Origin of the sequence: Gordonia tangerina, assembly GCF_021556435.1 — a bacterium.
Lineage (GTDB): Bacteria > Actinomycetota > Actinomycetes > Mycobacteriales > Mycobacteriaceae > Gordonia > Gordonia tangerina.
This window is the reverse complement of sequence record NZ_JAKGCU010000005.1, coordinates 22,138-49,115: the sequence shown is the minus strand read 5'-3', so window position 1 is coordinate 49,115 and position 26,978 is coordinate 22,138. Positions and strand designations below refer to the sequence as shown.

Sequence of the window (26,978 nt, the reverse complement as noted above, 5' to 3'; positions counted from 1 at the left end):
GCGAGAAGACCCCGCGGCACCGGGTCGTCGGGCGTCACCGGACCGGCCGAGGAGAGCGTATTTGCCCAGGGCAAGCGGACTGGCGTAACCTTCTACGCGCATGCGCCCTCGGCGCGTGCGGCCGTCGTGCCCGGAGTTCAGCATCCGTTCACCGACGGCGGCAACTGAACTGTACCTACAACACACCTGTCCGGAGCAACTCACAAATATGTCGTCCCCCACGATCACCTCGCCGCAAGTAGCCGTCAATGACATCGGCTCGGCTGAGGACTTCCTCGCCGCCATCGACTCCACGATCAAGTACTTCAACGATGGCGACATCGTCGAAGGCACCATCGTCAAGGTCGATCGGGACGAGGTTCTGCTCGACATCGGTTACAAGACCGAAGGCGTGATCCCGTCGCGCGAACTGTCGATCAAGCACGACGTCGACCCCAACGAGGTCGTCAACGTCGGTGACGAGGTCGAGGCCCTGGTTCTCACCAAAGAGGACAAAGAAGGCCGCCTGATCCTGTCCAAGAAGCGTGCGCAGTACGAGCGCGCCTGGGGCACGATCGAGGAGCTCAAGGAGAAGGACGAGGCCGTCAAGGGCACCGTCATCGAGGTCGTCAAGGGCGGCCTGATCCTGGACATCGGTCTGCGCGGCTTCCTCCCGGCGTCGCTGGTGGAGATGCGTCGCGTCCGCGATCTGCAGCCGTACATCGGCAAGGAGATCGAGGCCAAGATCATCGAGCTCGACAAGAACCGCAACAACGTGGTCCTGTCGCGTCGTGCATGGCTCGAGCAGACCCAGTCCGAGGTCCGCAGCGAGTTCCTGCATCAGCTGCAGAAGGGACAGGTCCGCAAGGGCGTCGTGTCCTCGATCGTCAACTTCGGTGCGTTCGTCGATCTCGGCGGCGTCGACGGTCTGGTCCACGTCTCCGAGCTGTCCTGGAAGCACATCGATCACCCGTCCGAGGTCGTCGCCGTGGGCGATGAGGTCACCGTCGAGGTCCTCGACGTCGACCTGGACCGCGAGCGTGTGTCGCTGTCGCTCAAGGCCACCCAGGAAGATCCGTGGCGTCAGTTCGCCCGCACCCACGCGATCGGTCAGATCGTGCCGGGCAAGGTCACCAAGCTGGTGCCGTTCGGTGCGTTCGTCCGCGTCGACGAGGGCATCGAGGGCCTGGTCCACATCTCCGAGCTGGCCGAGCGCCACGTCGAGGTGCCCGATCAGGTCGTCTCCGTCGGCGACGACGCGATGGTCAAGGTCATCGACATCGACCTGGAGCGTCGCCGGATCTCGCTGAGCCTCAAGCAGGCCAACGAGGACTACACCGAGGAGTTCGACCCGTCGAAGTACGGCATGGCCGACAGCTACGACGAGCAGGGCAACTACATCTTCCCCGAGGGCTTCGACGCGGAGACCAACGAGTGGCTCGAGGGCTTCGAGCAGCAGCGTGAGGCATGGGAGGCCCGGTACGCCGAGGCCGAGCGTCGCCACAAGATGCACACCGCTCAGATGGAGAAGTTCGCCGCTGCCGCCGCCGAGGCCGCCAACGCCCCGTCGGATTACTCGTCGGCATCGGAGAGCCGCAGCACCGGCAGCAGCGCTCCGGCATCGTCGGGTGGCTCGCTGGCCAGCGACGAGCAGCTCGCCGCACTGCGCGAGAAGCTGTCGGGCAACGCCTGATTCGAATCTCACTGACACAGAACTCCCCGGCTCATCACGAGTCGGGGAGTTCTGTTCTTCGTGCTGATCGTCCTGAGCCCAGGTGTCGTCGGCAGCAGCGGAGATGACCCTGATGGTGGTTGCGTCTGTACCCGACGCACTCAACCGCCAAAGTGCGCGGCCAACCGCCGGTGTCGGTGCCGGAACAGATGCTCGACGAACCGGGCGAGCAGGGGTGCGGCCGGCCTCAGCAGCAGACGTGGGCGTAACGCGACGGTGTCGACAACCTCGGTGCGCTCGAGAGTGAGCGGTGTCAGTGTTCTGGCGTGATGCCACACCCGCATGGAGGCCATCGAGGACTCTTCGCGAAATCCGCGCCCAGGTGTGAGTTCGACGATGGTCAGTTCGTCGTAGTCGAGCGGCAACAAACCGCCGAACAGCAAGCGCACCTTGCCCACGCTCGTGCCGACCTCGATGTCGGCCAGTGTTTTCCCGCGATGCCGGCGCGGCAGCATCATCTTGAGGTAGGGCATCAGCTCATCGTTGATGCCCTCCATTCGGCTGACGCGATCCCACACCGCGTCGATCGGTGCCGGTATCACGGACCGCTGAGTTAGTGACCGGAGCGGAGCATCGCTACCCACTCGACCAACCTGCCAATGCTGGTCGACCTGGGTCAGCGGAATCGAACCATTAGCAGTTGACAATAATTTTCATTAACACGTTGACTGTCTCCCGTGCATGTGAAGAAGACAAATCTGACAAGGGTGGCGGCGCTGTGTGCTGCCGCATCGTTCGCGCTGGTCGCGTGTGGCACCGATAGCACCGACGATGCTGCGCCGAGCAGCACTGCCGACGCTTCTGGTGAACGAGTTGAACAGCAGAGCGCCACACCGCGTCTGGCGCTCACCTACGACGGCGGCATCCTGGTGCTGGACGCGGAAAACCTGGAGCAGGTGGCCGACATCCCCACCGAGGGGTTCATCCGACTCAACAGCGCCGACAACGGACGCAACGTATTCGTCTCGGAATCGGGCGGTTTCCGCGTTCTGGACATGGGGACCTGGACCGTCCAGCACGGCGACCACGGGCACTACTACACATCAGAACCCGAGCTGACCGACATGACCTTCGGTGGCGAGGAACCGGGCCATGTGGTGCCGCACGATTCCCGCATCACGCTGTTCAGCGACGGCACGGGGGAGGTCGACATCGTCGAACCGGCGGAGCTGCTGCGCGGCAATGCGAAATCGACCGAGTACACGGTGCCTGAGCCTCATCATGGCGTGGCGGTCTTCCGCGCGGACGGCAGCCTGGTGGTGACACGAGGAAACGAGGATGAGCGCAGCGGCATCGCGATCCTCGACAAGGAGCGCAACGAGATCGCGAGCACCGACGAGTGCCCCGGGGTCCACGGTGAGGCCGCCGCCGCCGACGGTGTCCTCACCTTCGGCTGCCAGGACGGCATTCTCGTCGTGCGCGGCAACGAGATCGAGAAGGTGGCCAGCCCCGACGGCTACGGACGCATCGGCAACCAGGCCGGCTCGGCAACATCGCCGATCGTCCTGGGTGACTACAAGACCGACGAGGACGCCGAACTCGAGCGGCCGAACCGGTTCACTCTCACCGACACTCGGACCGGCGATCTTCGCATTGTCGACTTCCCGGCCAGCTACAGCTTCCGGTCGATCGAACGCGGACCCGATGGTGAAGCCGTGATCCTCGGCACCGATGGTGCACTGTACGTCTATGACCCGATGACCGGGGATCAGGTGCGCAAGATCGACGTCATCGACGCGTGGACCGAGCCCGATGAATGGCAGTCGCCGATGCCGAACGTTCATGTGCAGGAGGGCGTCGCCTACGTCACCGACCCGAATGCGAGGACCGTGACCGCGGTCGATCTGGCCACCGGAGAGCAGACGGCGCAGGCCGAACTGCCGCAGCCGACCATCGAACTCACCGGTGTCACCGGCTGAGCTCGAGCAGCGCTGATCGTCGCCCCCTCCTTTCGTTCCACCTGCTCGGAACGATGCAGCGCGAACGAAACGAGGGAGCGGTGATCGGTTCGCGGAGGATTTGTCAGACTGGTCGGGTGATCAGACTGGGGCTGTCCGGCGGAATCGGGGCCGGCAAATCAACCGTGGCCACGACATTCATCCACCGCGGTGGCTACCACATCGACGCCGACAAGATCGCGCGTGAAGTGGTGGAACCGGGGACACCGGGACTGGCCGCCCTGGTGGAGGCATTCGGCGACGAGATCCTGGCCGATGACGGCAGCCTGGATCGACCCGCGTTGGCCGCCCGGGCCTTCGTGGACGACGAACAGCGCCAGAAGCTGAATTCGATCACCCATCCGCTGGTGGGTGCGCGCACCCAGGAGTTACTCGAGGCCGCGCCGGACGACGCCATCGTGGTGCAGGACATCCCGTTGCTCGTAGAGGGCAACATGGCTCCGTTCTTCCATCTCGTGCTGATCGTGCACGCCGACGCTGAGACACGTGTGCAGCGTCTGACCACGGCGCGCGGCATGCCAGAAGATGACGCGCGTGCGCGAATTGCGGCGCAGGCCAGCGATGAGCAGCGCCGAGCGGTGGCCGATGTGTGGCTCGACAACTCCGGTAGTCCCGAGGATCTCGCCGCTGCGGCGGCAGCGCTCTGGGAGGAACGTCTGGTTCCCTTCGAGCAGAACGTCCGGTCGCGGACGGTGGTAGCAGGTCCGTTGGAGTTGGCCGATCCCGATCCCGGCTGGGCCGCCGAGGGCATCCGCCTGGTGAACCGACTGTGGGCGGTGGTCGGCGACAAGGCGTCGGCCGTTGATCACATCGGATCGACCGCGATTCCGGGTCTGGCCGCCAAGCCCACGATCGATCTGCAGATCACTGTCGCCGACCTTGGTGTCGCGGATCAACTGGCCGAAGTGCTCGCCGACGGCGGATTTCCCCGAGTGCCCGGTATCGACGGCGACAATCCGAAACCCGATCCGGCGACCGGGTCGGTGGACGAGGGGGATTGGGGAAGACGGCTGCACGGATCGGCCGACCCGGGGCGACCGGTGAATGTACACCTGCGTGCCGCGGACTCGCCGGGCCGCGCGTTTGCGCTGGATTTCCGCGATTGGCTCCGTGACGACGCCGCGGCCCGAGCGGAGTACGCCGAGGTCAAGCGGGTGGCGCTGCAGGCGGCCGACAGCGATCTCGGTCGCTATGTCGCGGCCAAAGAGCAGTGGTTCGACGATGCCTACCGGCGGGTCACCGCCTGGAAGGCCACAAAGTCTTGACGCCCGGCGTGCCCATCGTGCGTTGTTCGTGTTGCTTGCGGACCGGGGAACCCACCGCGCGTTGTTCCTGATCCCTGAGGAGCGAGGCGCCAGCCGAGCGTCACGAAGGGCTCGCACCTGCACCGATTCACACAATCGGATGAACTCTGGCAACGGGTGTGCGCAGAAACCCATTTCGGCATCGTGCATGACGTGAACCTTTGCTAGCGTGAAGCCGCACCCACGGGTGCGACCTACATCACTGCTCTAGTCGAGGGAGAACAGCCATGGGTGCACGCACGAAGGGGCGCGCCGCGGCGGCGACCGTAGCGTTTGCCGGTGTTGCGGCCGCGGGGGCGGTGATGGCCGCGCCTGCGAGTGCGGACGTCAGCAAGCTCGAGATCGACAACTCTGCGCTACTCGGGTCGCTCGATCAGCGGTATGGAGCGAGCTGCGGGTACGGCGTAATTGCCACCGTGCCCGAGGACAGCACTGAAAACGTCGTGTTCAGGATCAACGGCAACCAGGTCGGTTCAATCAAGCCCGACGGCGGCAAGGCGGTGTATCCTTGGTTCCCATTCAATCCGGGGCAATACACGATCAAGGCGACTCAGGGCGCGGGCGATGAGGGCGAGTCGATCGGCCCACTCAACGTCGGAGTCGGTGTCTACACCGGCAGTTCATGCATCATCCTCTACTGATGCGCTAGCAGCTTGCGTGAACACTCAGGAACGAAACGGCGATTCTGCCGCTTGAAAGTTGCCGAATCGTGATACCTGTGGAATACCTAAACTGATCGCAATCGTCGGGACGACCACCGGACGGACTGCAGGTCGGAAGTGGCTTCGAGGTTCCGGCTCCGGAACTCGGGAAGATCACCATCCAGCTGCCGCTCGCGGGATCGTGCATCGTCACGTCCTCCTGACGCCGAACCGCTCATGACGCCGTGCGGGGCGTCTCGGACTACACAGGTCCGAGGCGTCCCGCTTTGGCGTTGGGACTAATTGCGACATCTGGTTACGATTGTGACCCAATGTGTCATATTTCATATTTGTGCCTGCTAGCGTCATCATCGCGCCCGCTGGAGGCGCGATCTGACAGTGCAATCGCAGTGAAGTGGAGTTGAGCATGACTGGTCGGGGAAGTCGGAATCGGTTGCGCATGGTCGGGGGTGCAATCGCTTTCAGTGCGGCAGCGATGAGCGGGGTGGCCTTCGGGGCGCCGGCCGAAGCGGCAACGCTGCAAGGTGTCGCGGTCGACACGCCCGCCGGCTATGGTTCGTCGGCGACAGGCTCGTTGAACTACAACGTTTATGGCGCGGGGTGCGCCTATCGACTCGACGTGCCGGTGGCCGGCCCGCGGTCGGCGAAGGGGAATCTGAAGCTCACCTCAACGGTGAACGGCAAGACCGTGACGCTCTACAACCAGAAGCCGACCAGCATGATGGAGCATCCGGTCTGGCGCCCGACCCAGCCGGGTCGACACGTGCTGACGGCCACCTTGGACGGCGTCACCAAGAAGCGCACGGTCACCGTCGGACCGGGTGTGCAGTTCCCGGACTTCATCCGGGCCGGTGCTTGCTTCGTGTTGCCGATCTACTGAGCGTTCAGGCGGGCCGGTCTCGGAAAAAGACCGGCCCGCCGGCCGCGGCGTCGAGCCAGGCCTGAACGTCATGCTGGCGTTCGGCCGCACCGACTAGCGCGCGTGTCGCGCTCATGATCGCCTGCTCACACGCTTCGGCGCCGAGGTACCCGGCCACACGGGCGTCCAGTAACTCGTCGACATCAAGCAACTCCAATGGCTTACCGGGCACGTCGACGAGATCGAGATACCAATCCTCGGCATGCCAGCGGCCATGCTCGTCGGGCCCGGAGAATCGGCCCACGTCCAGATACAGGCGCTGACCGTCGCGGTAGCCACCCTGATAGTGGAAGATGTTGGCCCGCAGCCCGAGCGCGGGCAGCAGCCAGGACTCCAGGCGGTTGAACCGAGGATGATCCGCGGTGCGCGACATGTACAGGCCGTGGTCGGTCACCTCGTAGCGCTCCACCGGTCGCACGAAGCCCTTGTTGTCGGTGTTGGTCATCGCGGGGACGTCGAATACCTCGCGCTTGGGTGGATGGCGCTTGGGGGTAGGCGGTCCGCTGGGCATGGCCAACACCTTAACCCGCAGGTCAGGCGACGGAACACAACTGTCATAGCCCGCGTTTACCCTGGCACTATGGCTTTTGCAGCAGAACGTCCGGTCGTCGCGCACTCCGAGTTCCGGCCGGTCGGGGAGATCGAACGGACCGGTGGCCACTTCGAGGTGGTCAGCGAGTACGAACCCGCGGGTGATCAGCCCACCGCGATCAACGACCTCGAGAAGCGCATCACCAGCGGGGAGAAGGACATCGTCCTGCTCGGCGCCACCGGTACCGGCAAGTCGGCGACCACCGCATGGCTCATCGAACGCGTGCAACGCCCTACGCTGGTGATGGCGCCCAACAAGACCCTGGCCGCACAGCTCGCAAACGAACTGCGGGACATGCTGCCCAACAACGCCGTCGAGTACTTCGTCTCGTACTACGACTACTACCAACCCGAGGCGTACATCGCGCAGACCGACACCTACATCGAGAAAGATTCGTCGATCAACGACGATGTCGAGCGGTTGCGGCATTCGGCCACGTCGAGTCTGCTCTCCCGTCGCGACGTGGTGGTGGTCGCCTCGGTGTCGTGCATCTACGGTCTCGGTACCCCGCAGTCCTATCTGGACAGGTCCGTCGAGGTCAGTGTGGGCGACGAGATCGATCGCGACGCCCTGCTACGGCTGCTGGTCGACGTGCAGTACACGCGCAACGACACCGCGTTCACCCGTGGTAGCTTCCGCGTGCGTGGGGACACCGTGGAGATCATTCCGTCCTACGAGGAACTCGCCGTCCGCATCGAGTTCTTCGGCGACGAAGTGGAAGCGCTGTACTACCTGCATCCGTTGACCGGCGATGTGGTCCGCGAGGTCGACAACCTGCGGATCTTCCCGGCCACTCACTACGTCGCGGGTCCCGAGCGCATGGAGCGGGCGATGAAGAGCATCGAGGAGGAACTCGAGGCGCGTCTCACCGAACTCGAGAACAAGGGCAAACTTCTGGAGGCCCAGCGGCTGCGCATGCGCACCAGTTACGACCTGGAGATGATGCGGCAAGTCGGTTTCTGCTCGGGTATCGAGAACTACTCCCGGCACATTGACGGTCGTGGTCCGGGCAGCGCCCCGGCGACCCTGATCGACTACTTCCCCGAGGACTTTCTCCTCGTCATCGACGAATCACACGTCACCGTCCCGCAGATCGGCGGCATGTACGAGGGCGACATGTCGCGCAAACGCAACCTCGTCGACTACGGTTTCCGGCTCCCGTCGGCGATCGACAACCGGCCACTGACCTGGGATGAGTTCGTCGATCGCATCGGACAGACGGTGTACCTGTCGGCGACGCCGGGCCCCTACGAGCTCGGGCAGGCCAACGGCGAGTTCGTCGAGCAGGTGATCCGGCCCACCGGTCTCGTCGACCCGGAGGTCGTCGTGAAACCCACCAAGGGGCAGATCGACGATCTCGTGCACGAGATTCGGGAACGCACTGAACGCGACGAGCGTGTGCTGGTCACCACGCTCACCAAGAAGATGGCCGAGGACCTCACCGACTACCTGCTGGAACTGGGTATCCGCGTGCGATACCTGCACTCCGAGGTGGACACCCTCCGCCGCGTCGAACTGTTGCGGCAGCTGCGATCCGGTGAGTACGACGTGCTCGTCGGCATCAACCTGCTGCGTGAGGGACTCGACCTCCCGGAGGTGTCGCTGGTGGCGATCCTCGACGCCGACAAGGAGGGCTTCCTGCGGTCCACCACCTCGCTGATCCAGACGATCGGCCGCGCCGCGCGCAACGTGTCCGGACAAGTGCACATGTATGCCGACACGATCACCGATTCGATGCGCAACGCGATCGACGAAACCGAACGTCGCCGCGAGAAGCAGATCGCCTACAACAAGGAGATGGGCATCGATCCGAAGCCGTTGCGCAAGAAGATCGCTGACATCCTCGACCAGGTGTACCGCGAAGCCGAGGACGAAGCGGTCACCGTCGGTGGTTCCGGGCGCAACGCCAGCCGCGGTCGCCGGGCCCAAGGCGAGGTGTCCAAGGCGGGCAGTGCGGGCGTCATCGAGAAGCGCGACACATCGGCGATGCCGCGCGCCGAACTGGCCGATCTGGTGTCTCAGCTGACCGATCAGATGATGTCTGCGGCCCGGGACCTGCAGTTCGAGTTGGCCGGACGGCTCCGCGACGAGATCGCCGACCTGAAGAAAGAACTCCGTGGGATGGATGCCGCGGGTATCAAGTAAATGTGCCGATCCCCACGAACGGCGGACAAACCGGGCGCCGCAAACTAATCTGCCGGATCAGGGGTTCTACAGTGTGGGGATGACACCTGCCTCGACGCCGGTCGAGGCGGACTGACACGTGGAGGATGGATGAGCGCATATCAGACGATCGTCGTCGGCACCGATGGCTCCGAGTCATCGCTCAAGGCGGTCGACCGTGCGGGGGCAATCGCCGGCGAGTCGGCCACGTTGGTCATCGCGTGCGCCTACTTCCCGAATGATCGTGGTGCGGGCGGGGCAGCCGACGTGCTGAAGGACGAGGCCTATCAGGTGATGGGTTCCTCGCCGACCGAGGAGATCCTGCGCACCGCCAAGGAGCGGGCTTCCAAGGCCGGCGCAGGCAACATAGACCCGCGTTCGGTGAAGGGCGCTCCGGTCGACGCGCTGCTGCAACTCGTGACCGATGCCAAGGCGGACCTGCTGGTAGTGGGCAACCGAGGATTGAACTCCATCGCTGGACGACTGCTCGGATCGGTGCCCGCAGACGTGGCGCGCAAGTCGGCGTGCGACGTACTGATCGTGCACACGACCTAGTAACGCAACTTTTCGCGAACCGCTCACCGGCCACCGGTGAGCGGTTCGTCTTTGCCTCAGGCCGGGCCCGGGAACGGTCCCGCCCGACCCAACAAGGCCGGGACGTCCTGACCCAGCTTGCCGGCGAGCCATTCGGCCGTCTCGACCATCGCGGCGAGGTCGATTCCGGTGGACACTTCGGACCGTTCCAGTGCGTACACCAGATCCTCTGACGCGATGTTGCCGGTCGCGGCGGGAGCGAACGGGCAACCCCCGTAACCGCCGACGCTCGAATCCAGTGCAGCGGCGCCCAAGTCGAACGCGGTGAGAGCATTCGCATACCCGGTGTTGCGGGTGTTGTGGAAATGCCACCGCAGCGGGATCTCCGACGCCACCCGACTCGCACCGGCGGCCAGCGCACGCACCTGCGCGGGGACACCGACGCCGATCGTGTCGGCCAGTGCGATCTCATCGGGTCCGGCCGCGGCCACCTGACGCACTATGTCCACCACGTGATCGGCAGCGACCTCGCCGGAGAACGGGCAACCGAACGACGCGGCGATGGTCACCGTGCTGAACACGCCTGCCGCACGCGCCTCCTGCACGATGTCGAGGGCCGCGGAGATCCCTTCGGCGACAGTGCAACCCTGATTGCGGGTGCTGAACTCGTCGGTCGACACCACCACCACGTTGACTTCGTCGACGCCGGCGGCCAACGCCCGATCGAGTCCACGTCGGTTGAGGACCAGGCCGATGTAGGAGGCCCCCGCATCCCGCGGGAGCTGTTCCATCACCTCCTCGGCGCCGGCCATCTGCGGAACACGTTTCGGATTGACAAAGCTGACGGCCTCGACGCGCCGCGCCCCCGCGGTGACGAGTCGGGTGATCAGCGAGACCTTGTCGTCGACCGACAGCGGTGTCTTCTCGTTCTGCAGTCCGTCGCGCGGACCCACCTCGACCACAGTGAACTCACTCATCGCTCCATCTTGCGGTAGGCGCCAGTTGTATGCAATAGAGGCCATCGAAACACATTGTTTACGAAAACTCCCAGCGTCCGAGGTGCGTAGCGTTTACATTGTGAACAATTCGATGAGCGGAGGTACTACATGGCCCGCGCCGTGGATCGCGTCTACGCCCACATCCGGGACGGCATCATCGATGGCACCTACGGCCCCGGAACTAGGCTGGGGGAGGTCGAGATCGCCGACCTCACCGAGGCCAGCCGGACACCGGTCCGCGAGGCGCTGCGACAACTCGAGATGGAAGGTCTCGTCGAGGTGTTGCCCCATCGCGGCGCGCGGGTCTGCGCGTGGACCGCGGAGGATCTGGAGGAGATCTACGACCTGCGGATGACGCTCGAGGCGATGGCCGCCGAACGAGCGGCATCACGGATCGCCGGCAAGGACATCGATCGACTCGAGGAGCTCTCCGGCCTGATGGAGGACGCCGCGTCGGGTCCCCGGCCGCAGCTCGATCTGGTGGCGCAACTCAACGACGAGTTCCACGCGATCGTTCGTGCGGCGGCGGCCAGCAGCCGGCTCACCACGATGCTGGGCGCGGTGATCCAGCTCCCGTTGGTGCTGCGCACATTTCATCGATATTCGCCAGCGGACCTCGAACGCAGCGGCGCACACCATCGTGATCTGATCGCCGCGCTGCGGGCCGGTGACGCGGTGTGGGCCGACTCGGTGATGCGGTCCCACGTGCGTGCGGCCAAGCATGTTCTCCTGCAGTCGCTTCCGGATGGACCCGGGCCAGCGGCCGCGGATCACGTCGACGACGACGAGAGAGGCAGATGACATGACGACAACCGGGCCGTTGGCCGACCTGCGGGTGGTGGAGATGGGCCAGCTGCTGGCCGGGCCGTTCTGCGGGCAGCTGCTCGCCGACTTCGGTGCCGAGGTGATCAAGCTGGAGCCGCCCGGCAATGGGGATCCGATGCGCCAGTGGGGGAGGGAGAAGGCCCACGGAAAGTCACTGTGGTGGCCGGTCGTCGCCCGCAACAAGAAATCAGTCACCTGCAATCTGCGCAGCACCGAGGGGCAGGAGCTCGCGCGGTCGCTGATCGCACAATCCGACATCGTGATCGAGAACTTCCGGCCCGGCACCCTCGAGCGGTGGGGGCTGGGCTTCGCCGAGCTCCGCGAGCTCAATCCGCGACTCATCATGGCGCGGGTCAGCGGTTACGGACAAACCGGGCCGTATGCGTCGCGGGCCGGCTTCGGCTCCATCGGCGAGGCGATGGGCGGGATCCGCTACGTGACAGGCGATGCCGACAGCACCCCCTCGCGTGCGGGGATATCCCTCGGTGACTCGCTCGCTGCGGTGTTCGCGACGATCGGAATCCTGGTCGCGGTGCACAACCGCACCACCACCGGACGCGGTCAACTCGTGGACTCCGCGATCTACGAGGCCGTTCTGGCGATGATGGAATCTCTGCTGCCGGAATGGGAGGTCGGCGGATATCAGCGCGAGCGCACCGGGTCGGTACTGCCGAACATCGCGCCGAGCAACGTCTATCCGACCAAAGGAGGTGAGATGGTGCTGGTGGCGGCCAACCAGGACACCGTGTTCGCCCGTCTCGCAACGGCGATGGGACGCTCGGATCTGATCGATGATCCGCGGTATGCCGACCACGCCTCCCGCGGTGTCAACATGGCCGAACTGGACGCGCTCGTCGCGGACTGGACCGCCGACCTCGGCACCGATGAGGTGCTCGACATCCTGCACGAGGCCGGTGTCCCGGCGGGCCGGATCTACACCGCCCGTGACATGTTCGACGACCCGCACTTCGCCGCCCGAGATGCGATCGTCCGTGTGGCCCACCCCGATTTCGGTGAGCTGCCGATGGCTGGGGTGTTCCCGAAACTCGGCGACACCCCGGGGTCGGTCCGGCACGCCGGACCCGAACTGGGCGAGCACAACTCCGACATCTACGGCCGGGTTCTCGGCCTGTCCGATGACGAGCGCATGGCGTTCACCGAGCGCGGCGTCATCTGAAAACCACCCCTGCACAACCGAACACCTGGAGAATCACATGCGCTATCGATTGGGCGTCGACGTCGGAGGAACCTTCACCGACGTGCTGCTGCTCGAGGAGACCTCCGGCACCACCTACCGGGCCAAGACTCCGTCCACCCCGGCCGACCAGTCGATCGGCGTGCTCAACGGCATCCGCAAGGTGTGTGCCGAGGCTGGTATCGCCCTCGCCGACGTCGGGCAGATCTTCCACGGCACCACCGTTGCCACCAACGCGATCCTGCAGGGACGGGGCGCGCGAGTCGGGCTGGTCACCACCGACGGGTTCCGGCAGGTGCTGCAGATCGCGCGGTCGTTCGTCCCGGGCGGCCTCGCCGGGTGGATCATCTGGCCGAAACCCGAGCCGCTGGCACGACTGGAGCACACGGTGGAGGTGGTGGGGAGAATCGGTGCCGACGGCGCGGAGGTGACCCCGCTGGACGAGCACCAGGCGCGCGATCAACTGCGCAGCCTCTCCGGTGCGGGTATCGAGGCGCTGACTGTCTCACTCATCAACTCCTACGTCGACGACACGCACGAGAAGCAGGTCGCGCAGTGGGCGGGCGAAGAGCTCCCCGGTATCCCGGTGTCCATTTCGAGTCATGTGCTACCCGAGATGCGCGAGTACGAGCGCACCCTCACTACGGTGGCCAACAGCTATGTGCAGCCGGAGGTCTCGAGATACGTCAACAATCTCGCACGGTCTCTCGCCGACGAGGGGATCGATGCGCCACTGTCGATCCTGCGGAGCGACGGGGGCCTGGTGCAGGCGGAGAAGGCGGCCGAGGATCCCGTATCGCTGTTGCTGTCCGGACCGGCCGGGGGCGTCACCGGCGCGGCATGGTTTGCCGAGCAGGCCGGCTACACGGACTTCCTCACCTTCGACATGGGCGGAACCTCCACCGACGTCGCCCTCGTGCTCGGCGGTGAACCACGGATCGGTCGGGAGACCAAGGTGGGGGACCTCGCCGTGCGCGCCACCAGCGTCGACGTCCGAACCGTCGGTGCGGGTGGCGGTTCGATCGCCCACGTGCCCGAACTGACACGCGCACTGCGCGTGGGCCCGCAGTCGGCCGGAGCCGATCCCGGCCCGGCCGCCTACGGCAACGGCGGCACCGAACCCACCGTCACCGACGCCAATGTGGTGTTGGGCTACCTGCCCAGCGAACTCGCCGGCGGTGAGGTCGAACTCGACACGGCTGCCAGTCGAGCCGCCGTGGCGTCCATCGCGGATGCGATGGGACTCGACGGCCCGGAGGCTGCGGCTGCCGGCATCGTGGACATCGTCAACGAGAACATGTTCGGCGCGCTGCGGTTGGTGAGCGTTCAACAGGGATACGACCCGAGGGATTTCGCACTCGTCTCATTCGGCGGTGCCGGGCCGCTGCACGCCAATGCGCTCGGCCGGCTCACCGGATCGTGGCCGGTGATCGTGCCGCCGTCGCCGGGCGTACTCTGCGCCTACGGCGATGCCACCACTTGCGTCCGGGACGAGAGCGCACGAACCCTCATCCGCGCATTCTCCGAGACCTCCGATGATGAGGTGCGTCAGGCGCTTTCGGAGCTGGCCGACTCGGCCGCCAAACGGCTCGCGGCCGAGGGGGTCCCGCGCGAGCAGCAGACCGTGCGTTTCCAGGTCGACCTCCGCTACCACGGTCAGGGCTTCGAGATCCCGGTCGATCTCGACGCCGACGCACTGACCGGCGGCGATGTCCTGTCCCGTCTTGGGGAGGCCTTCGACGCCGAACACCAGCGACTGTTCTCGTTCCTGCTCAAGAACGAGCGGGAGGTGATCAATCTGCGCGTCACGGTGAGCGGTCCGCGGCCCGACGTGGCCTGGCAGCCGCTCACCGAAGGCGACGCCGATCCGTCGGCGGCGCTCATCCGCACCGGCAAGGTGTGGATGGATGGCGCGATGGTGAGTGCGGGCATCTACGACCGGGCAAAACTGTCTGCCGGCAACGTGATCGAGGGTCCGGCGGTGATCACCGAGATGGACTCCACCACGCTCGTGCTCAGTGGGCACGCGGCCACCGTGCATCCCAACGCCAGCCTGCTCATTCGGCCGTCCGGCGGCGCCACGGCCTGACCCGGCCAGCTCCGCCCGAACGACCTCCCGGACCCACCAGAGCATTTCGACCTCTCACCCCCAGGAGCCACGATGGCCACCATCATCGAGACAACCACCGACCCCGTCACCAAGGTGCCGGTTGACCCGGTCACCCTCGACATCATCGAGAACGCGCTGCGCAACGCCCGCTACGAGATGGATGAGGTCCTGTTCCGCACCGCGCTGTCGCCGGGGATTCGGGAGCAGCACGATGAGTTCCCGCTCATCGCCGACCCGAGCGGCAAGATGGTCGTCGGACAGTTCGGGCTGTCGGTGCCCGACTTCCTCGACAACTTCTCCGGCACCGTGGGCGAGGGCGACATCCTGCTCACCTCCGACCCGTACGCCTGCGGGGCGGCGATCAGCCACGCGAATGACTGGCTGATCGTGCTGCCGATCTTCCACAGCGGACGCGTCGTCGGCTGGTCGTCGATGTTCGGGCACATGTCCGATGTCGGCGGGAAGACACCGTGTTCGATGCCGGCCGATGCGCACACCATCTACGAAGAGGGCGTGGTGATCCCGCCGTTCAAGCTCTACCAATCCGGTGAGCTCAACGAGACGGCGCTCGACATTATCCTCAATCAGGTGCGGATGCCCGACTGGAACCGCGCCGACCTCAACGGCCTCGTCGCCGCGTGCACCACGGCTTCGCGCCGCATCGTCGAACTGTGCGACCGGTTCGGGGTGGAGGTGTACCTCTCGGCGCTCGACGCGCTGCTCGACCGCAACTATCAGGCGATGAAGGTGTTGCTGGCCACACTGTTCGACGACGGCGAGACCATCGAGTTCAGCGATTTCATCTGCGACGACGGGTGCGGCTACGGGCCGTACGAGCTCACCATCAAGCTCACCCGCACCGGCGAGAAGATCCATCTCGACTTCAGCGAGGCCGCCCCGCAGGCCGTCGGGCCGGTGAACTACTTCATCAACGAGAACCTGGTCCGGATGTTCTTCGGCATCTACGTGATCACCGTTGCCGACCCGCAGATTCTCTGGAACGACGGTTTCTATCCGCTCATCGACGTCACCATCCCGGAGGATTCGTTCTGGAAGCCGAGATACCCTGCGGCACTGAACGGTCGTAACCACGGGATCGGGCGGGTGTTCGACCTGTTCGGTGGCCTGCTCGGCAAGAAGAACCCGGAGATCCTGAACGCCGCCGGCTTCTCGTCGTCGCCGCATTTCATGTACTCGGGACATTACGACGGCGGACCGCGCGACGGCGAATGGTTCCAGCTGTACTCCATCGGATTCGGCGGCATTCCCGGCCGGCCCATGGGGGACGGCCCGGACGGCCATTCGCTGTGGCCGTCATTCGTCAACATCCCGTGTGAGTACCTCGAGTCGTACTATCCGCTGCGCATCGAACGATGGGAGACGATCGCCGACACCGGCGGTGCGGGTCTGCATCGCGGTGGCAACGGCGTCGACGTCGCCTACCGCTTCGGCGAGCCGGGCACGATCGCGATCCACGACGACCGGTGGCTGACCTATCCGTGGGGCGTCAACGGTGGGAAACCGGGTGCGCGGGGCCGCAAGTGGATTCAGCGCGCCACCGGTGAGGTGGAGATCCTGCCGAGTAAGATCCACGACGTCCCGGTGGCGCGCGGCGATGTCCTGCACTTCGTGACCTGGGGCGGTGGCGGGTGGGGCGATCCGCTCGAACGCGATCCGGAGCTCGTCGCCCTTGAGGTCCGCCGCCGGCTGGTGGGTGCGGACGCCGCGGCCGACGCCTACGGCGTGGTGTGCGACGCCGACGGAACCGTCGACGTGGCCGCCACCGGCGCACGCCGCGAAGCGATCCGCGCCGAGCGCGGCGAACTGCCCGTATTCGACAAGGGGCCGTCGATCCCCGAGCTGCTCGAACGGTGCGAGGAGGAGACGGGGTTGCCGGCACCACGCCCACCTGTGAACGTGCGCAAGGCGGTCGGGGCGTGACCGATACCCTCGGGGACTACCGGGCGTCGGGGTTCGCCGGGCGGTTGGGTCCCGGGGCGCGGGCCGCGGTGGTGGTGATCGATCTGACGATGGCCTATCTCGACGATTCATCACCGCTGCGGGCTCCCGTCGAGGACGCCGTGACCGCCGCCACCACGCTGGTGTCGGTGGCACGGGAGGTTGCGGTACCGGTGATCTTCACCCGTGTCAGCTATCGGCCGGGCGGTGCGGATGGTGGTCTGTTCATGCGGAAGATTCCGTCGCTCAACGTGTTCGAGGAGGGATCACCGCTGGCCGACCACGTTCCGGGGTGTCGCCCGGAGCCAGACGACGTAGTGGTCACCAAGCAGTACGCAAGTGCCTTCTTCGGGACGTCGTTGGCGTCCACGCTGACCGCGCAGGGCATCGACACCGTTTACCTGTGTGGGCTGTCGACCAGCGGCTGTGTACGAGCGACCGCCACCGACGCCATGCAGCACGGGTTCCGACCGTTGGTGGTGGCCGATGCGTGCGGCGACCGCGAACCCCGGCTGCACGAGGCGAATCTGCTGGACCTGCAGGCCAAATACGCCGATGTGATCGACCTCGAGGAGGCGGTGTCGCAGCTGCGGGCAACCGGGGCAGCCTGACCGACGGGGAATGTCAGACTTGCCCGGCAGGCATGTCGGCGAGTTCCGCGGGCAGATCGTCGGCGTGCACCACCACGAGTCGCTGCGTCGCGCGGGTCAGCGCGACGTACAGATCGGACAGGCCCAACGGTGAGTCGGCGACGACGGCGCTCGGCTCGACCAGCACGACGTTGTCGAACTCGAGACCCTTGCACGCGGCAACGGTGAGCACTCGTGGTGGGTGCCCGGAGTCGTCGGCCGCCGCATCGGCGACGGCTCGGACCTGCTCGTGCAGCTCCGACGGAACGATCACGACGCTGAGACCCGTGAGATCGGGTCGTCCGGTGGCGGCAACGGCGGTTGGCGCGCGATCAGCAGCTTCGGTACGAATCGCGACCGGCTCCACACCGTTGCTGCGCAAAGACGTCGGCGGGGTCATCTGCGGATCGATCGCGGCAAGGACCCGGGTCGCGTAGGTCATGATCTCCGCGGGCGTCCGATAGTTCACGGTGAGCTCCCGCAGTTGCCACCGTGCGGCCACATAGGGGCTGAGCACCTCGCCCCACTCGCGGGTGCCCGCGAGGTCGCCGGTCTGGGCGGTGTCGCCGATAATCGTCATCCATCGGTTCGGGATGCGCCGCATCACCATTCGCCACGCCATCGTCGAGAGTTCTTGTGCCTCATCGACGATCACATGTCCGAAGGCCCAGTTACGGTCACCGTGCGCGCGTTCGGCCGTGGTCAGGCGTTGGGTGTCGGTCTGCCGGGCGGCGAGCTGTTCGGCGTCGATGAGGTCGTAGGCCATCAGGATCTCCGGATCCAGTTCGTCCTCGAGATCCTGCGGGGCCGATCCGGTGAGGATGTCGAGCGCATCCTGGGCATCGGCGAGCTGTCGGCGCCAGCGTTCGCGTTCCGCGCGCTCGGCGTCATCGGTGCCGAACCCGATCAGTTCGGCCAACTCGTCGAGCAACGGCACATCGGCAGGGGAGAAGTCGCTGCCATCATCCTGTCGGAACGTGGTGTCGCGCTGTAGTGCTGCCCGGTCCGCGTCCGACCATCCCGGGCTGGCTTTCCGGACTGCGGCGGGATCGCCGTACAGGTCGCGCAGCATCTCCTGCGGGTGCAGCGTGGGCCAGAACTGCAGCAAGGCCCGTCGGATCTCCGGATCCTGACTCATCTCGGTCCGGATGTCGGCGATATCGGCACCACTGAGCAACTGTGAGCCGTCCAGCAGACTAGAACCGATCGTGCCGGCGTGCGCGCGGGCCAGACCGTCCAGTGCGGCACGAAGGAATGTCGGCTGCGCAAGGTTGTGCGCCTTGCGCGTGCTGCGGGCCTTGGCGCGTGCTTCCTTGACGAGGGCGGAGTCGATCATCACCTCATAGGTGTCGAAATCCACCGGGACCGGCTTGGCGGGCAACGACTCACGCGCCCGCACCGCACGTTTGAGCATGTCGACCATTCGCAGGTCGCCCTTGATCGCCGCCGCTTGGCGGTCGTCGCGCGCGGTGGCGTGGACGCCGGGGAACAGGTCGCCGACGGTCGACAGGAGCACCCCGGACTCGCCGAGCGACGGCAACACCTGGCCGATGTAGGTGAGGAAGTCGTCGTTGGGTCCGATGATGAGGATGCCGCTGCGCGACAAGATGTCTCGGTGGGTGTAGAGCAGGTAGGCGGCACGGTGCAGGGCCACCGCGGTTTTTCCGGTCCCCGGGCCACCTTGGATGACGGTGACGCCGCGATGTGTCGACCGGATGATCAGGTCCTGCTCGCGCTGGATCGTTTCCACGATGTCGGTCATCTCGCCGGTGCGTGCGGCGTTCAACGCCGCGACCAGCGCGTTCTCATTTACCACGTCGCCATGTCCCACGTCGTCGGCGGAGGCCTCACCCAGGGTGAGGAATTCGTCGTTGACCGCGCGGACACGACGGTTACGGGTCCGGATGTGCCTGCGCCGGTCGACGTCCTCAGGTGCGGCCGGGGTGGCGAGATAGAACGGCCGTGACAGCGGCGCGCGCCAGTCGAGCAGCAGTGTGGTGTCGGCGGCGTCGTCGAGGACACCGATGCGGCCGATGCGGCGGGTCTCGCCGTCGTCCAGGTCGAGGCGCCCAAAATACAGGTTATGTTCGGCCGCATCGAATTTGGCGAGGTCGTCGGTGTACATCCGTTCGTAGGACTCGCGTTCCGAGCGGGCCTGGGGGGTTCCGCCGCTCTCGCGCAGTGTCGACGAGAGTCGTCGCTGGGTATTCGAGCGCATTCGGTCGAGCCGCGCATACACCTGGTCGAGGTGTTCCTGTTCCTCGGTGATGCGGGTGTCGACGTCGGTCTCTGTCGAACTCACCGCGGTGCTGGTCCTGTCTCGGGGTCGTGGATGGGGAGTCCGGCCGGTCGCGACAGGCCGGCCGATCGCATGGACGCCGATACCCGTGCCCCCACACGAGGGTCGGCCAGGCGATGGCACGCCTCCGCTGTCGGACCGTGTAACGCGTTGTCGCAGATGCGGGAGCCGAGCCAGTCGACGATCTCGCGCTGGGCACCGAGAGGCACAGGTTCGGCATCGGGATCGGCGAGCACGCCGTGCAGCGACACATACACCGAGAACGTCGCGCCGATGCCGCTCGGATGGTCGATGCCCGGATGATCGCCGACGGCCAGCTCGACGCGACGGTAATTCGGCTCGGTGTGATCGAGCATCGACACCTCGGCCGGGGTGAGCCAGGCGCCCACGCTGTGCAGCACGGCGCCCGGCGAGTGATAGGGCGCCGCCGGGATGTAGCCCCGCGCCGAGACGTGCGCGGAATGACCGACAGCGACGTGCGACACCGTCACCCGGGCCATCGGCGGGCCGGGGTCACCGGTGGCGATGCGGGCGAGTTTGGTCCGCATCACCTCCGGTGACGCGTTGGATCCCACCGCCACGACGAGGTCGCGGCCCTCGATGTCACGGGGCCGGGTGAGTAGGTCGCCGTCCATATCGGGTGCCGCCCACGGATACTCGTGGGCGGGCAGCCGAGGTGACGAACCCCGGCCCGAGTGGGCGGGATCAGATGACGGAGCTATGAGCGGGCCTCTCGCAACCGGCGCCGACCCTCGTCGGCGCCCTTGGACGCCTTGTCGCGCGCGGTATCGGCGAGCGAGCTGACCTCGTCGGCCCACTCCGGAGCCCGGTCCCGGACTACGCCGGCAGCCTTGTCGGAGCGTCGCTGAGCTTCCGCGATCGCCTTGTCGGCTCGCTTCTGCGCGGTCTTGGTGGCCTTGTCGGCACGCTTTTGCGCAGTCTTGGCCGCCTTGTCGACGCGTTTCTGCGCAGTCTTGGTGGCCTTGTCGGACTTCTTCTGTGCTGCCTTGGCGGCCTTGCCGGCCTTCTCCGACTGCTTATGCGCCGCCTCGATGAATTCGGTCGAATGCTTTTGTGCGGCCTCGGCGAGCTCGGGGGCGCGCTGACGGATCAGTTCGGCCGCCTCGACGGACCGCTCGCGGGCGGCCTCGGCAAGTTCGGGTGCCCGGCTGCGGATGAGGTCAGCTGCCTCTGTGGACCGTTCGCGTGCCAGCTCGGCGAACTCCGGTGCCCGCTGGCGAATCACGTCGGCCGCTTCGGCCGAGCGCTCACCGATGACATGCGCACCCTCCTGGGAGCGTTCCACCAAGGAGTCCCAGCCGGATTCCGATGCGGCTGCGGTCAGCGGCAAGGCGGCCGCGATCGCATGGCTGGCGTCGGATGCCTTGCGCTTTCCACGCCAGGCCAACGAAGGTTTGCCTTCGGTGTCGACAGCGGCGATCAGCAGGCCGCCGACGAGGCTGACGTTCTTGAAGAACTGGGTCTTCTGTCGCGCCCTGGCCTCGGGATCGGTCTCCTCCCAGAACGCGTGGCCGGCGATCGTGGTGGGAACCGTCGACCCGGCGAGCGCCAATGCCGCGATCCGCGGAAACTTGCCGGTGGCCAACAGGATTCCGCCACCCACTTGTACCGCACCGTTGATCCGGACCAGCGTCTCCGGGTCGGTTGGCACCTTCTCGGTCACATCGTCGGGCAGGGTCTCGACGGACTTGTCGATGAAACCGCGTGCCGTCTCGGCCTTCGCGGTCGGGCTCCGCAGGGCGTCGATGCCGGAGGCAACGAACGCAGTGGCGAGCATGGGTCGGGCAATTCGGCGGATCAACACTGACGGCCTCCTCGTGACATGACTCGGATGCTCACCCCCATGGCTTGAGTGGCGAACCTTATCGAGGTTACCGGTCACCGGCAGCGTCTGCAGGTGCCCTGTTCGGAGGTCCGGTCAGGGTCTGCCCCGGGGTCACCAGCCGCGTTCGCGCCACTCGGCGAGGGCCGGTCGTTCGGCGCCCAGCGTGGTGTCGGTGCCATGGCCCGGGTACACGACGGTGGAATCCGGGTAGCGGTCGAACACCTTCGCGCTGACGTCGGCGAGGAGCGTCTCGAAGTCGCCGGGCTGCCAGGTCTTGCCGACGCCACCCGGGAACAGGCAGTCGCCGGTGAACAGATGCACCACGTCGCCGTCGCGGAGGGCCAGCGCGATGGATCCGGGAGTGTGTCCCACCAGATGGATGGCCTCCAGGGTGAGGTCACCCACCGAGATGGTGTCGCCGTCGTCGATCAACCGATCCGGCGTCACCGGCAGGGGGTCGGCGTCGAGCCGGCCGGTGGCGGTCGGGACATCGAGTCGGGCGGCCACCTCCGCGAGTGCCTGCCAGTGGTCGGGGTGCTGGTGGGTGGTGAAGATGAGTTCAGGTGTTCCGGGCAGCCCATCGACAACCGCCAGAATCCGGTCCGCGTCGTTGGCGGCGTCGATGACGAGCTGTTTCCCGGTCGCGGAACAGGTGATGATGTACACGTTGTTGTCCATCGGGCCGACCGACATCTTGACGATCGACGCAGAGGAGAGGTTCCTGCGCTGCGGGGATGGCGATTCGGACAGGTCGCCGCTGTAGCTGTCGCTGATCGAAACATCCTGAGGGCTCATGAGGCCAGGCTATGCCACCGGTGCGGCGCCGTGGTCGGTGTGCCCGACGGTTCTGCCCCGATCAGCGGTCATGCCACGCGCGTATCGTGGAGCAGTGGTCGACGGCACGACGTAGTTGTCGGAGTCCGTCGATAAGGTACGCGCGGAGCGGTCCAACCAGCAGGCCGACCGCCTCCACCCAGCTCACCTGCCAGCACTTCCGGCATGCCGGACAGCAACGAACGAGGACTTATCCAGTGGTTGACCGTCTCATTGTCCGCGGCGCCCGAGAACACAATCTGCGTGGGATCGATGTCGACCTCCCGCGCGACAGTCTCATCGTGTTCACCGGGTTGTCGGGGTCGGGGAAGTCGTCGTTGGCCTTCGACACCATCTTCGCCGAGGGCCAACGTCGCTACGTCGAATCGTTGTCGGCGTACGCCCGGCAGTTCCTCGGCCAGATGGACAAGCCGGATGTCGATTTCATCGAGGGGCTGTCGCCGGCGGTGTCGATCGACCAGAAGTCGACCAACCGCAACCCGCGGTCCACCGTCGGCACCATTACCGAGGTCTACGACTACCTGCGGCTTCTCTACGCCCGTGCCGGCCGTGCGCACTGCCCGGAATGCGGCGAGCTGATCGCCAAGCAGACGCCGCAGCAGATCGTCGACCAGGTGCTCGAGATGGAGGCCGGTGTCCGGTTCCAGGTGCTCGCGCCGGTGGTGCGCACCCGCAAGGGTGAGTTCGTCGATCTGTTCGCCGAACTGCAAACCCAGGGTTTCTCCCGCGCCCGCATCGACGGCGTCGTCCACCAGCTGACCGATCCGCCGAAGTTGAAGAAGCAGGAAAAGCACGACATAGAGGTTGTCGTGGATCGATTGGCCGTCAAACCGACGGCCAAGCAGCGTCTCACCGATTCGATCGAGACCGCGCTGCGGCTGGCCGACGGCATCGTGGTGCTGGACTTCGTAGACCTCGAGGAAGATGACCCGCACCGCGAACGACGCTTCTCCGAGCGCATGGCATGCCCCAACGGTCACCCGATCGCGATCGACGACCTCGAACCGCGGTCGTTCTCGTTCAACTCGCCCTACGGTGCGTGCCCGGAATGCGACGGCCTCGGCATCCGCAAGGAAGTCGACGAGGAACTCGTCGTCCCGGACCCTGAGCTGTCGCTGGCCGACGGCGCCATCGCGCCGTGGTCGACTGGTCACAACGCCGACTACTTCCTGCGACTCATGGGCGGCCTGGCCGATCAGATGGGCTTCTCGGTGGACACTCCGTGGAAGAAACTGCCGGCCAAGGCGCGTACCGCCATCCTCAAGGGCAGCGACCATCAGGTGCACGTCAAGTTCCGCAACCGCTACGGCCGAACCCGCTCGTACTACACCGAGTTCGAAGGTGTGCTCTCGTTTCTCGCGCGGCGGATGGATCAGACCGAGTCCGAGCAGATGAAGGAACGCTACGAGGGCTACATGCGCGACATCCCCTGTCCCGCGTGTCAGGGCGCACGCCTGCGGCCCGAGATCCTGTCGGTGACCCTCGACCATCCCAGCTACGGCGCGATGTCCATCGCCGAGGTGTGCGCACTGTCGGTGGCCGAATGCGCCGACTACCTCAACGGCCTGAAACTCGACGAACGGCAGGCGGCCATCGCCGGGCGGGTGCTCAAAGAGGTACAGGCGCGAATCACCTTCCTGCTCGACGTCGGTCTCGAATACCTGTCGCTGTCGCGTGCGGCGGGTTCGTTGTCCGGCGGCGAGGCGCAGCGCATCCGACTGGCGACCCAGATCGGTTCCGGTCTGGCCGGGGTTCTCTACGTCCTGGACGAACCGTCCATCGGTCTGCATCAGCGCGACAACCGTCGCCTCATCGAAACCCTCACGCGCCTGCGTGATCTCGGCAACACGCTGATCGTCGTCGAGCACGATGAGGACACCATCCGCTCGGCCGACTGGATTGTCGACATAGGCCCACGCGCCGGTGAACACGGCGGTGAGGTGGTGCACAGTGGAAGCTACAAAGATCTGTTGAAGAATCGTCGTTCGCTGACCGGTGCCTACCTGTCGGGCCGCGACGAGTTGCCGATCCCGGCGATCCGCCGTCCGATCTCACGCAAGAAGCAACTGACCGTGGTGGGTGCGCGCGAACACAACCTGCAGGGTATCGAGGTCGGGTTCCCGCTCGGTGTGCTCACCGCCGTCACCGGGGTGTCCGGGTCGGGTAAGTCGACGCTGGTCAACGACATCCTCGCGACTGTGCTGGCCAACAAGCTCAACGGCGCACGACAGGTGCCCGGTCGGCACACCCGGGTCAAGGGACTCGACCAACTCGACAAGCTCGTCCGGGTCGACCAGTCACCGATCGGGCGCACGCCGCGGTCCAACCCGGCGACCTACACCGGAGTCTTCGACAAGATCCGCACGTTGTTCGCCGCAACCACCGAGGCCAAGGTGCGCGGGTACCAGCCGGGCCGATTCTCGTTCAACGTGAAGGGCGGTCGCTGCGAAGCGTGCACCGGCGAGGGCACCATCAAGATCGAGATGAACTTCCTGCCCGACGTCTACGTCCCGTGCGAGGTGTGCCACGGTGCGCGCTACAACCGCGAGACCCTCGAGGTGCACTACAAGGGCAAGACCATCTCCGAGGTCCTCGACATGCCGATCGAGGAGGCCGCCGAGTTCTTCGAACCGGTCACGTCGATCCACCGGTATTTGAAGACGCTGGTCGACGTCGGCCTGGGCTACGTCCGGCTGGGTCAACCTGCCCCGACGCTGTCGGGTGGTGAGGCGCAACGCGTGAAGCTGGCGTCCGAGTTGCAGAAGCGGACCAACGGTCGGGCCGTCTACATCCTCGATGAGCCGACCACCGGTCTGCACTTCGAGGACATCAAGAAGCTGCTCGCGGTGATCAACGGTCTCGTCGACAAGGGCAACACGGTGATCGTCATCGAGCACAACCTCGACGTCATCAAGACCGCCGACTGGATCATCGATATGGGTCCTGAGGGCGGTACCGGGGGCGGCACCGTGGTAGCCGAAGGCACCCCCGAGGACATCGCACTCGAGCCCGCCAGCCACACCGGAAAGTTCCTCGCCGACATCCTCGACGTCGACGAGACGGTCGCCTCCGCTGGCTAACCCCGATTTCGTAGTACGAACCGTCGATATTTCACACGTTCGTACTACGGATCCGGGGAGGCTTATGCCGCGGTCGCCTGCTTGACGGCGGCCCGGATCTGGGCGAGGACCCACAGCGGGCGCGTGGTGATGTCGTGCCACGTGAACCGGAGCACGGTCCAGCCGTTGGCAATGAGGTTGTTCTGTCTTTCCCGGTCGTGTTGGAACGCGTCGGCATCGCTGTGGAAGGCGAAGCCGTCGATCTCGATGTCGATCTTGTGGTCGGGGATCGCGATGTCGAGCACGTACCCACACGCGGGATGGTTCTGCGTCCATCCGACGATGTCCGACGACTCGAGCAGGGCCACTGTCTTGCGTTCGCCCTCCGAGCGCGCACCGGACGACATGGCGGCCAACATCGCACGCGAACGCGGCGAGCCTCGTCGTCCCGCGTTGCGCTTCTGCGCCTCAATGAGCGCAGACAGTGTTGTGTGCTGATTGAGCAGCGCGTTGTCCATCACCCGCACGCCGATGTCGACGGCGGCGTCGAGCACAGTCAGCGGCACCTGCGTCACAGGCAGGCCGTCGATGGCGGTCAGATCTGCGGCGTGCAGCGTGCGGTGCCAAACGCGGGCGCCCGGCACCGGCCGACCGCGTCGGCCGTGCGGCGTGATCACCGTGATCGTCGACCGTGGGTGGGGGATCAGGCCGTGCCACCACGCAGCGCTTCCGCTGCAGAGCGCCGCGCCCGGTCCCGCGGAGAGAACCGCGATTCGGGCACGCATGCGGTCGTCGAGCAGCCGGTCCGCGACGCGATAGACCGAGCGGGTCACGCGAATCCACTCACCGGAAGCGACACGACGTCGGGCACCGTCGGCGCTGCCGCCGCAGGCAGTCGCCTGGGTGAGGCTGAACACCCCGTCGTGATCGGCGATCATCCTGCGCAACGCTGCCAAATCCGTCATGCGGATTGGACGCACCGGCGCCACTGACGGTTCCACCTCAGTTCTCGTAGTCCGAACTGTACGAAAAACGCCGGTTCGTACTACGAAACCGGGGGCTGGGGGCTACTTGCCCATGGACTTGCGGATCTCGTCGAGCTTGCGTTTGGCGGCCTCGTCGCGCGTGCGCATCATCTCGTCGACTTGCCGGCCCTCGGGGCTGGCATGGGCCAGTTCCTCGCTGCCGATAGCGGTGGAGATGCGGTTCTCGATCTTGTCGCGGACGAAGTCGAAGGTGGGCACGCCCGACTCGGAGTAATAGGGGTCGGTGACCGGTGGGACGGACTCGGACGTCGCCGGGGGAGCCGATGCCGGGTCGGCGACGACCTCACCCTCGATGACGTCCGGGTTCGGGTCCTTCGGTGTGTGGCTGGTCACCC

Annotated in this window: 22 protein-coding genes; 13 read left to right on the top strand and 9 right to left on the bottom strand. The window is 65.9% G+C overall.

Annotation, left to right across the window (positions count from 1 at the left end):
- Nucleotides 1-208 precede the first annotated feature (208 nt).
- On the top strand, nt 209-1,672 hold the full coding sequence (rpsA, locus tag L1892_RS08155) for a 30S ribosomal protein S1 (protein ID WP_235723093.1): 1,464 nt from the start codon (nt 209-211) through the stop codon (nt 1,670-1,672).
- 140 nt (nt 1,673-1,812) lie between these two features.
- On the opposite strand, the gene L1892_RS08150 is transcribed toward rpsA, so the two are convergent.
- On the bottom strand, nt 1,813-2,253 hold the full coding sequence (locus L1892_RS08150; protein WP_235723092.1) for an Rv1443c family protein: 441 nt from the start codon (nt 2,251-2,253) through the stop codon (nt 1,813-1,815).
- Between the two features lie 135 nt (nt 2,254-2,388).
- Here L1892_RS08150 and aztD point away from each other — a divergent pair, with 135 nt between their 5' ends.
- The 4 genes from aztD (at nt 2,389) to L1892_RS08130 (ending at nt 6,515) form a co-directional block, all read left to right on the top strand.
- The gene (gene aztD, locus L1892_RS08145) at nt 2,389-3,630 is read left to right on the top strand and encodes a zinc metallochaperone AztD (protein ID WP_372474985.1); all 1,242 of its coding nucleotides are present in this window, start codon (nt 2,389-2,391) and stop codon (nt 3,628-3,630) included.
- A 116-nt stretch (nt 3,631-3,746) separates the two neighbouring features.
- The gene (coaE, locus tag L1892_RS08140; RefSeq protein WP_235723091.1) at nt 3,747-4,934 is read left to right on the top strand and encodes a dephospho-CoA kinase; all 1,188 of its coding nucleotides are present in this window, start codon (nt 3,747-3,749) and stop codon (nt 4,932-4,934) included.
- 266 nt (nt 4,935-5,200) lie between these two features.
- A complete protein-coding gene (locus tag L1892_RS08135; protein ID WP_235723090.1) occupies nt 5,201-5,614 on the top strand; it encodes a hypothetical protein in 414 nt (137 codons plus the stop codon).
- Nucleotides 5,615-6,074: 460 nt separating this feature from the next.
- The gene (locus L1892_RS08130; protein ID WP_235723089.1) at nt 6,075-6,515 is read left to right on the top strand and encodes a hypothetical protein; all 441 of its coding nucleotides are present in this window, start codon (nt 6,075-6,077) and stop codon (nt 6,513-6,515) included.
- Nucleotides 6,516-6,519: 4 nt separating this feature from the next.
- Here the strand turns inward: L1892_RS08130 and L1892_RS08125 are convergent, their stop codons facing one another.
- Complete coding sequence (locus tag L1892_RS08125; RefSeq protein WP_235723088.1) at nt 6,520-7,065, bottom strand: DUF402 domain-containing protein; 546 nt, start codon at nt 7,063-7,065, stop codon at nt 6,520-6,522.
- A 69-nt stretch (nt 7,066-7,134) separates the two neighbouring features.
- Here L1892_RS08125 and uvrB point away from each other — a divergent pair, with 69 nt between their 5' ends.
- Together uvrB and L1892_RS08115 are read left to right on the top strand one after the other, a co-directional pair.
- Nucleotides 7,135-9,291, top strand: coding sequence for an excinuclease ABC subunit UvrB (gene uvrB, locus L1892_RS08120; protein ID WP_235723087.1), 2,157 nt, complete (start codon nt 7,135-7,137; stop codon nt 9,289-9,291).
- Nucleotides 9,292-9,420: 129 nt separating this feature from the next.
- Nucleotides 9,421-9,864, top strand: a complete 444-nt coding sequence (locus L1892_RS08115) for a universal stress protein (RefSeq protein WP_235723086.1) — start codon at nt 9,421-9,423, stop codon at nt 9,862-9,864.
- Between the two features lie 56 nt (nt 9,865-9,920).
- Here L1892_RS08115 and L1892_RS08110 read toward each other — a convergent pair whose 3' ends face one another.
- Entirely contained in the window at nt 9,921-10,820 is a 900-nt protein-coding gene (locus tag L1892_RS08110) for a hydroxymethylglutaryl-CoA lyase (protein ID WP_235723085.1), read from the bottom strand.
- Between the two features lie 129 nt (nt 10,821-10,949).
- Here L1892_RS08110 and L1892_RS08105 point away from each other — a divergent pair, with 129 nt between their 5' ends.
- The 5 genes from L1892_RS08105 to L1892_RS08085 all read left to right on the top strand — a co-directional run bounded on the left by L1892_RS08105 (nt 10,950) and on the right by L1892_RS08085 (nt 17,541).
- Nucleotides 10,950-11,642, top strand: a complete 693-nt coding sequence (locus L1892_RS08105; RefSeq protein ID WP_235723084.1) for a GntR family transcriptional regulator — start codon at nt 10,950-10,952, stop codon at nt 11,640-11,642.
- Nucleotide 11,643: 1 nt separating this feature from the next.
- Complete coding sequence (locus L1892_RS08100) at nt 11,644-12,843, top strand: CaiB/BaiF CoA transferase family protein (RefSeq protein WP_235723083.1); 1,200 nt, start codon at nt 11,644-11,646, stop codon at nt 12,841-12,843.
- Nucleotides 12,844-12,880: 37 nt separating this feature from the next.
- A complete protein-coding gene (locus L1892_RS08095) occupies nt 12,881-14,950 on the top strand; it encodes a hydantoinase/oxoprolinase family protein (RefSeq protein WP_235723082.1) in 2,070 nt (689 codons plus the stop codon).
- 72 nt (nt 14,951-15,022) lie between these two features.
- The gene (locus L1892_RS08090) at nt 15,023-16,912 is read left to right on the top strand and encodes a hydantoinase B/oxoprolinase family protein (protein ID WP_235723081.1); all 1,890 of its coding nucleotides are present in this window, start codon (nt 15,023-15,025) and stop codon (nt 16,910-16,912) included.
- Nucleotides 16,909-17,541, top strand: a complete 633-nt coding sequence (locus tag L1892_RS08085) for an isochorismatase family protein (protein ID WP_235723080.1) — start codon at nt 16,909-16,911, stop codon at nt 17,539-17,541. Before L1892_RS08090 ends, L1892_RS08085 begins: the two co-directional genes overlap by 4 nt.
- Nucleotides 17,542-17,554: 13 nt before the next feature.
- On the opposite strand, the gene L1892_RS08080 is transcribed toward L1892_RS08085, so the two are convergent.
- The 4 genes from L1892_RS08080 to L1892_RS08065 form a co-directional block, all read right to left on the bottom strand.
- On the bottom strand, nt 17,555-19,861 hold the full coding sequence (locus L1892_RS08080; RefSeq protein ID WP_235723079.1) for a HelD family protein: 2,307 nt from the start codon (nt 19,859-19,861) through the stop codon (nt 17,555-17,557).
- Nucleotides 19,858-20,493 carry a hypothetical protein gene (locus L1892_RS08075; RefSeq protein ID WP_235723078.1) on the bottom strand — a complete coding sequence of 212 codons (636 nt, stop codon included), beginning with the start codon at nt 20,491-20,493 and terminating at the stop codon, nt 19,858-19,860. Before L1892_RS08075 ends, L1892_RS08080 begins: the two co-directional genes overlap by 4 nt.
- Before the next feature lie 83 nt (nt 20,494-20,576).
- Nucleotides 20,577-21,683 carry a DoxX family protein gene (locus L1892_RS08070; protein WP_235723077.1) on the bottom strand — a complete coding sequence of 369 codons (1,107 nt, stop codon included), beginning with the start codon at nt 21,681-21,683 and terminating at the stop codon, nt 20,577-20,579.
- 132 nt (nt 21,684-21,815) lie between these two features.
- Nucleotides 21,816-22,499: an MBL fold metallo-hydrolase gene (locus tag L1892_RS08065; protein ID WP_235723076.1), complete on the bottom strand. Its 684-nt coding sequence runs from the start codon at nt 22,497-22,499 to the stop codon at nt 21,816-21,818.
- Nucleotides 22,500-22,735: 236 nt separating this feature from the next.
- Here L1892_RS08065 and uvrA point away from each other — a divergent pair, with 236 nt between their 5' ends.
- A complete protein-coding gene (uvrA, locus tag L1892_RS08060; protein ID WP_235723075.1) occupies nt 22,736-25,618 on the top strand; it encodes an excinuclease ABC subunit UvrA in 2,883 nt (960 codons plus the stop codon).
- Nucleotides 25,619-25,680: 62 nt separating this feature from the next.
- Here uvrA and L1892_RS08055 read toward each other — a convergent pair whose 3' ends face one another.
- Both L1892_RS08055 and L1892_RS24865 read right to left on the bottom strand, forming a co-directional pair.
- Nucleotides 25,681-26,562, bottom strand: a complete 882-nt coding sequence (locus L1892_RS08055) for a DUF559 domain-containing protein (protein ID WP_235723074.1) — start codon at nt 26,560-26,562, stop codon at nt 25,681-25,683.
- Between the two features lie 102 nt (nt 26,563-26,664).
- Nucleotides 26,665-26,976, bottom strand: coding sequence for a PspA domain-containing protein (locus L1892_RS24865; RefSeq protein WP_235723073.1), 312 nt, complete (start codon nt 26,974-26,976; stop codon nt 26,665-26,667).
- Nucleotides 26,977-26,978 lie beyond the last annotated feature (2 nt).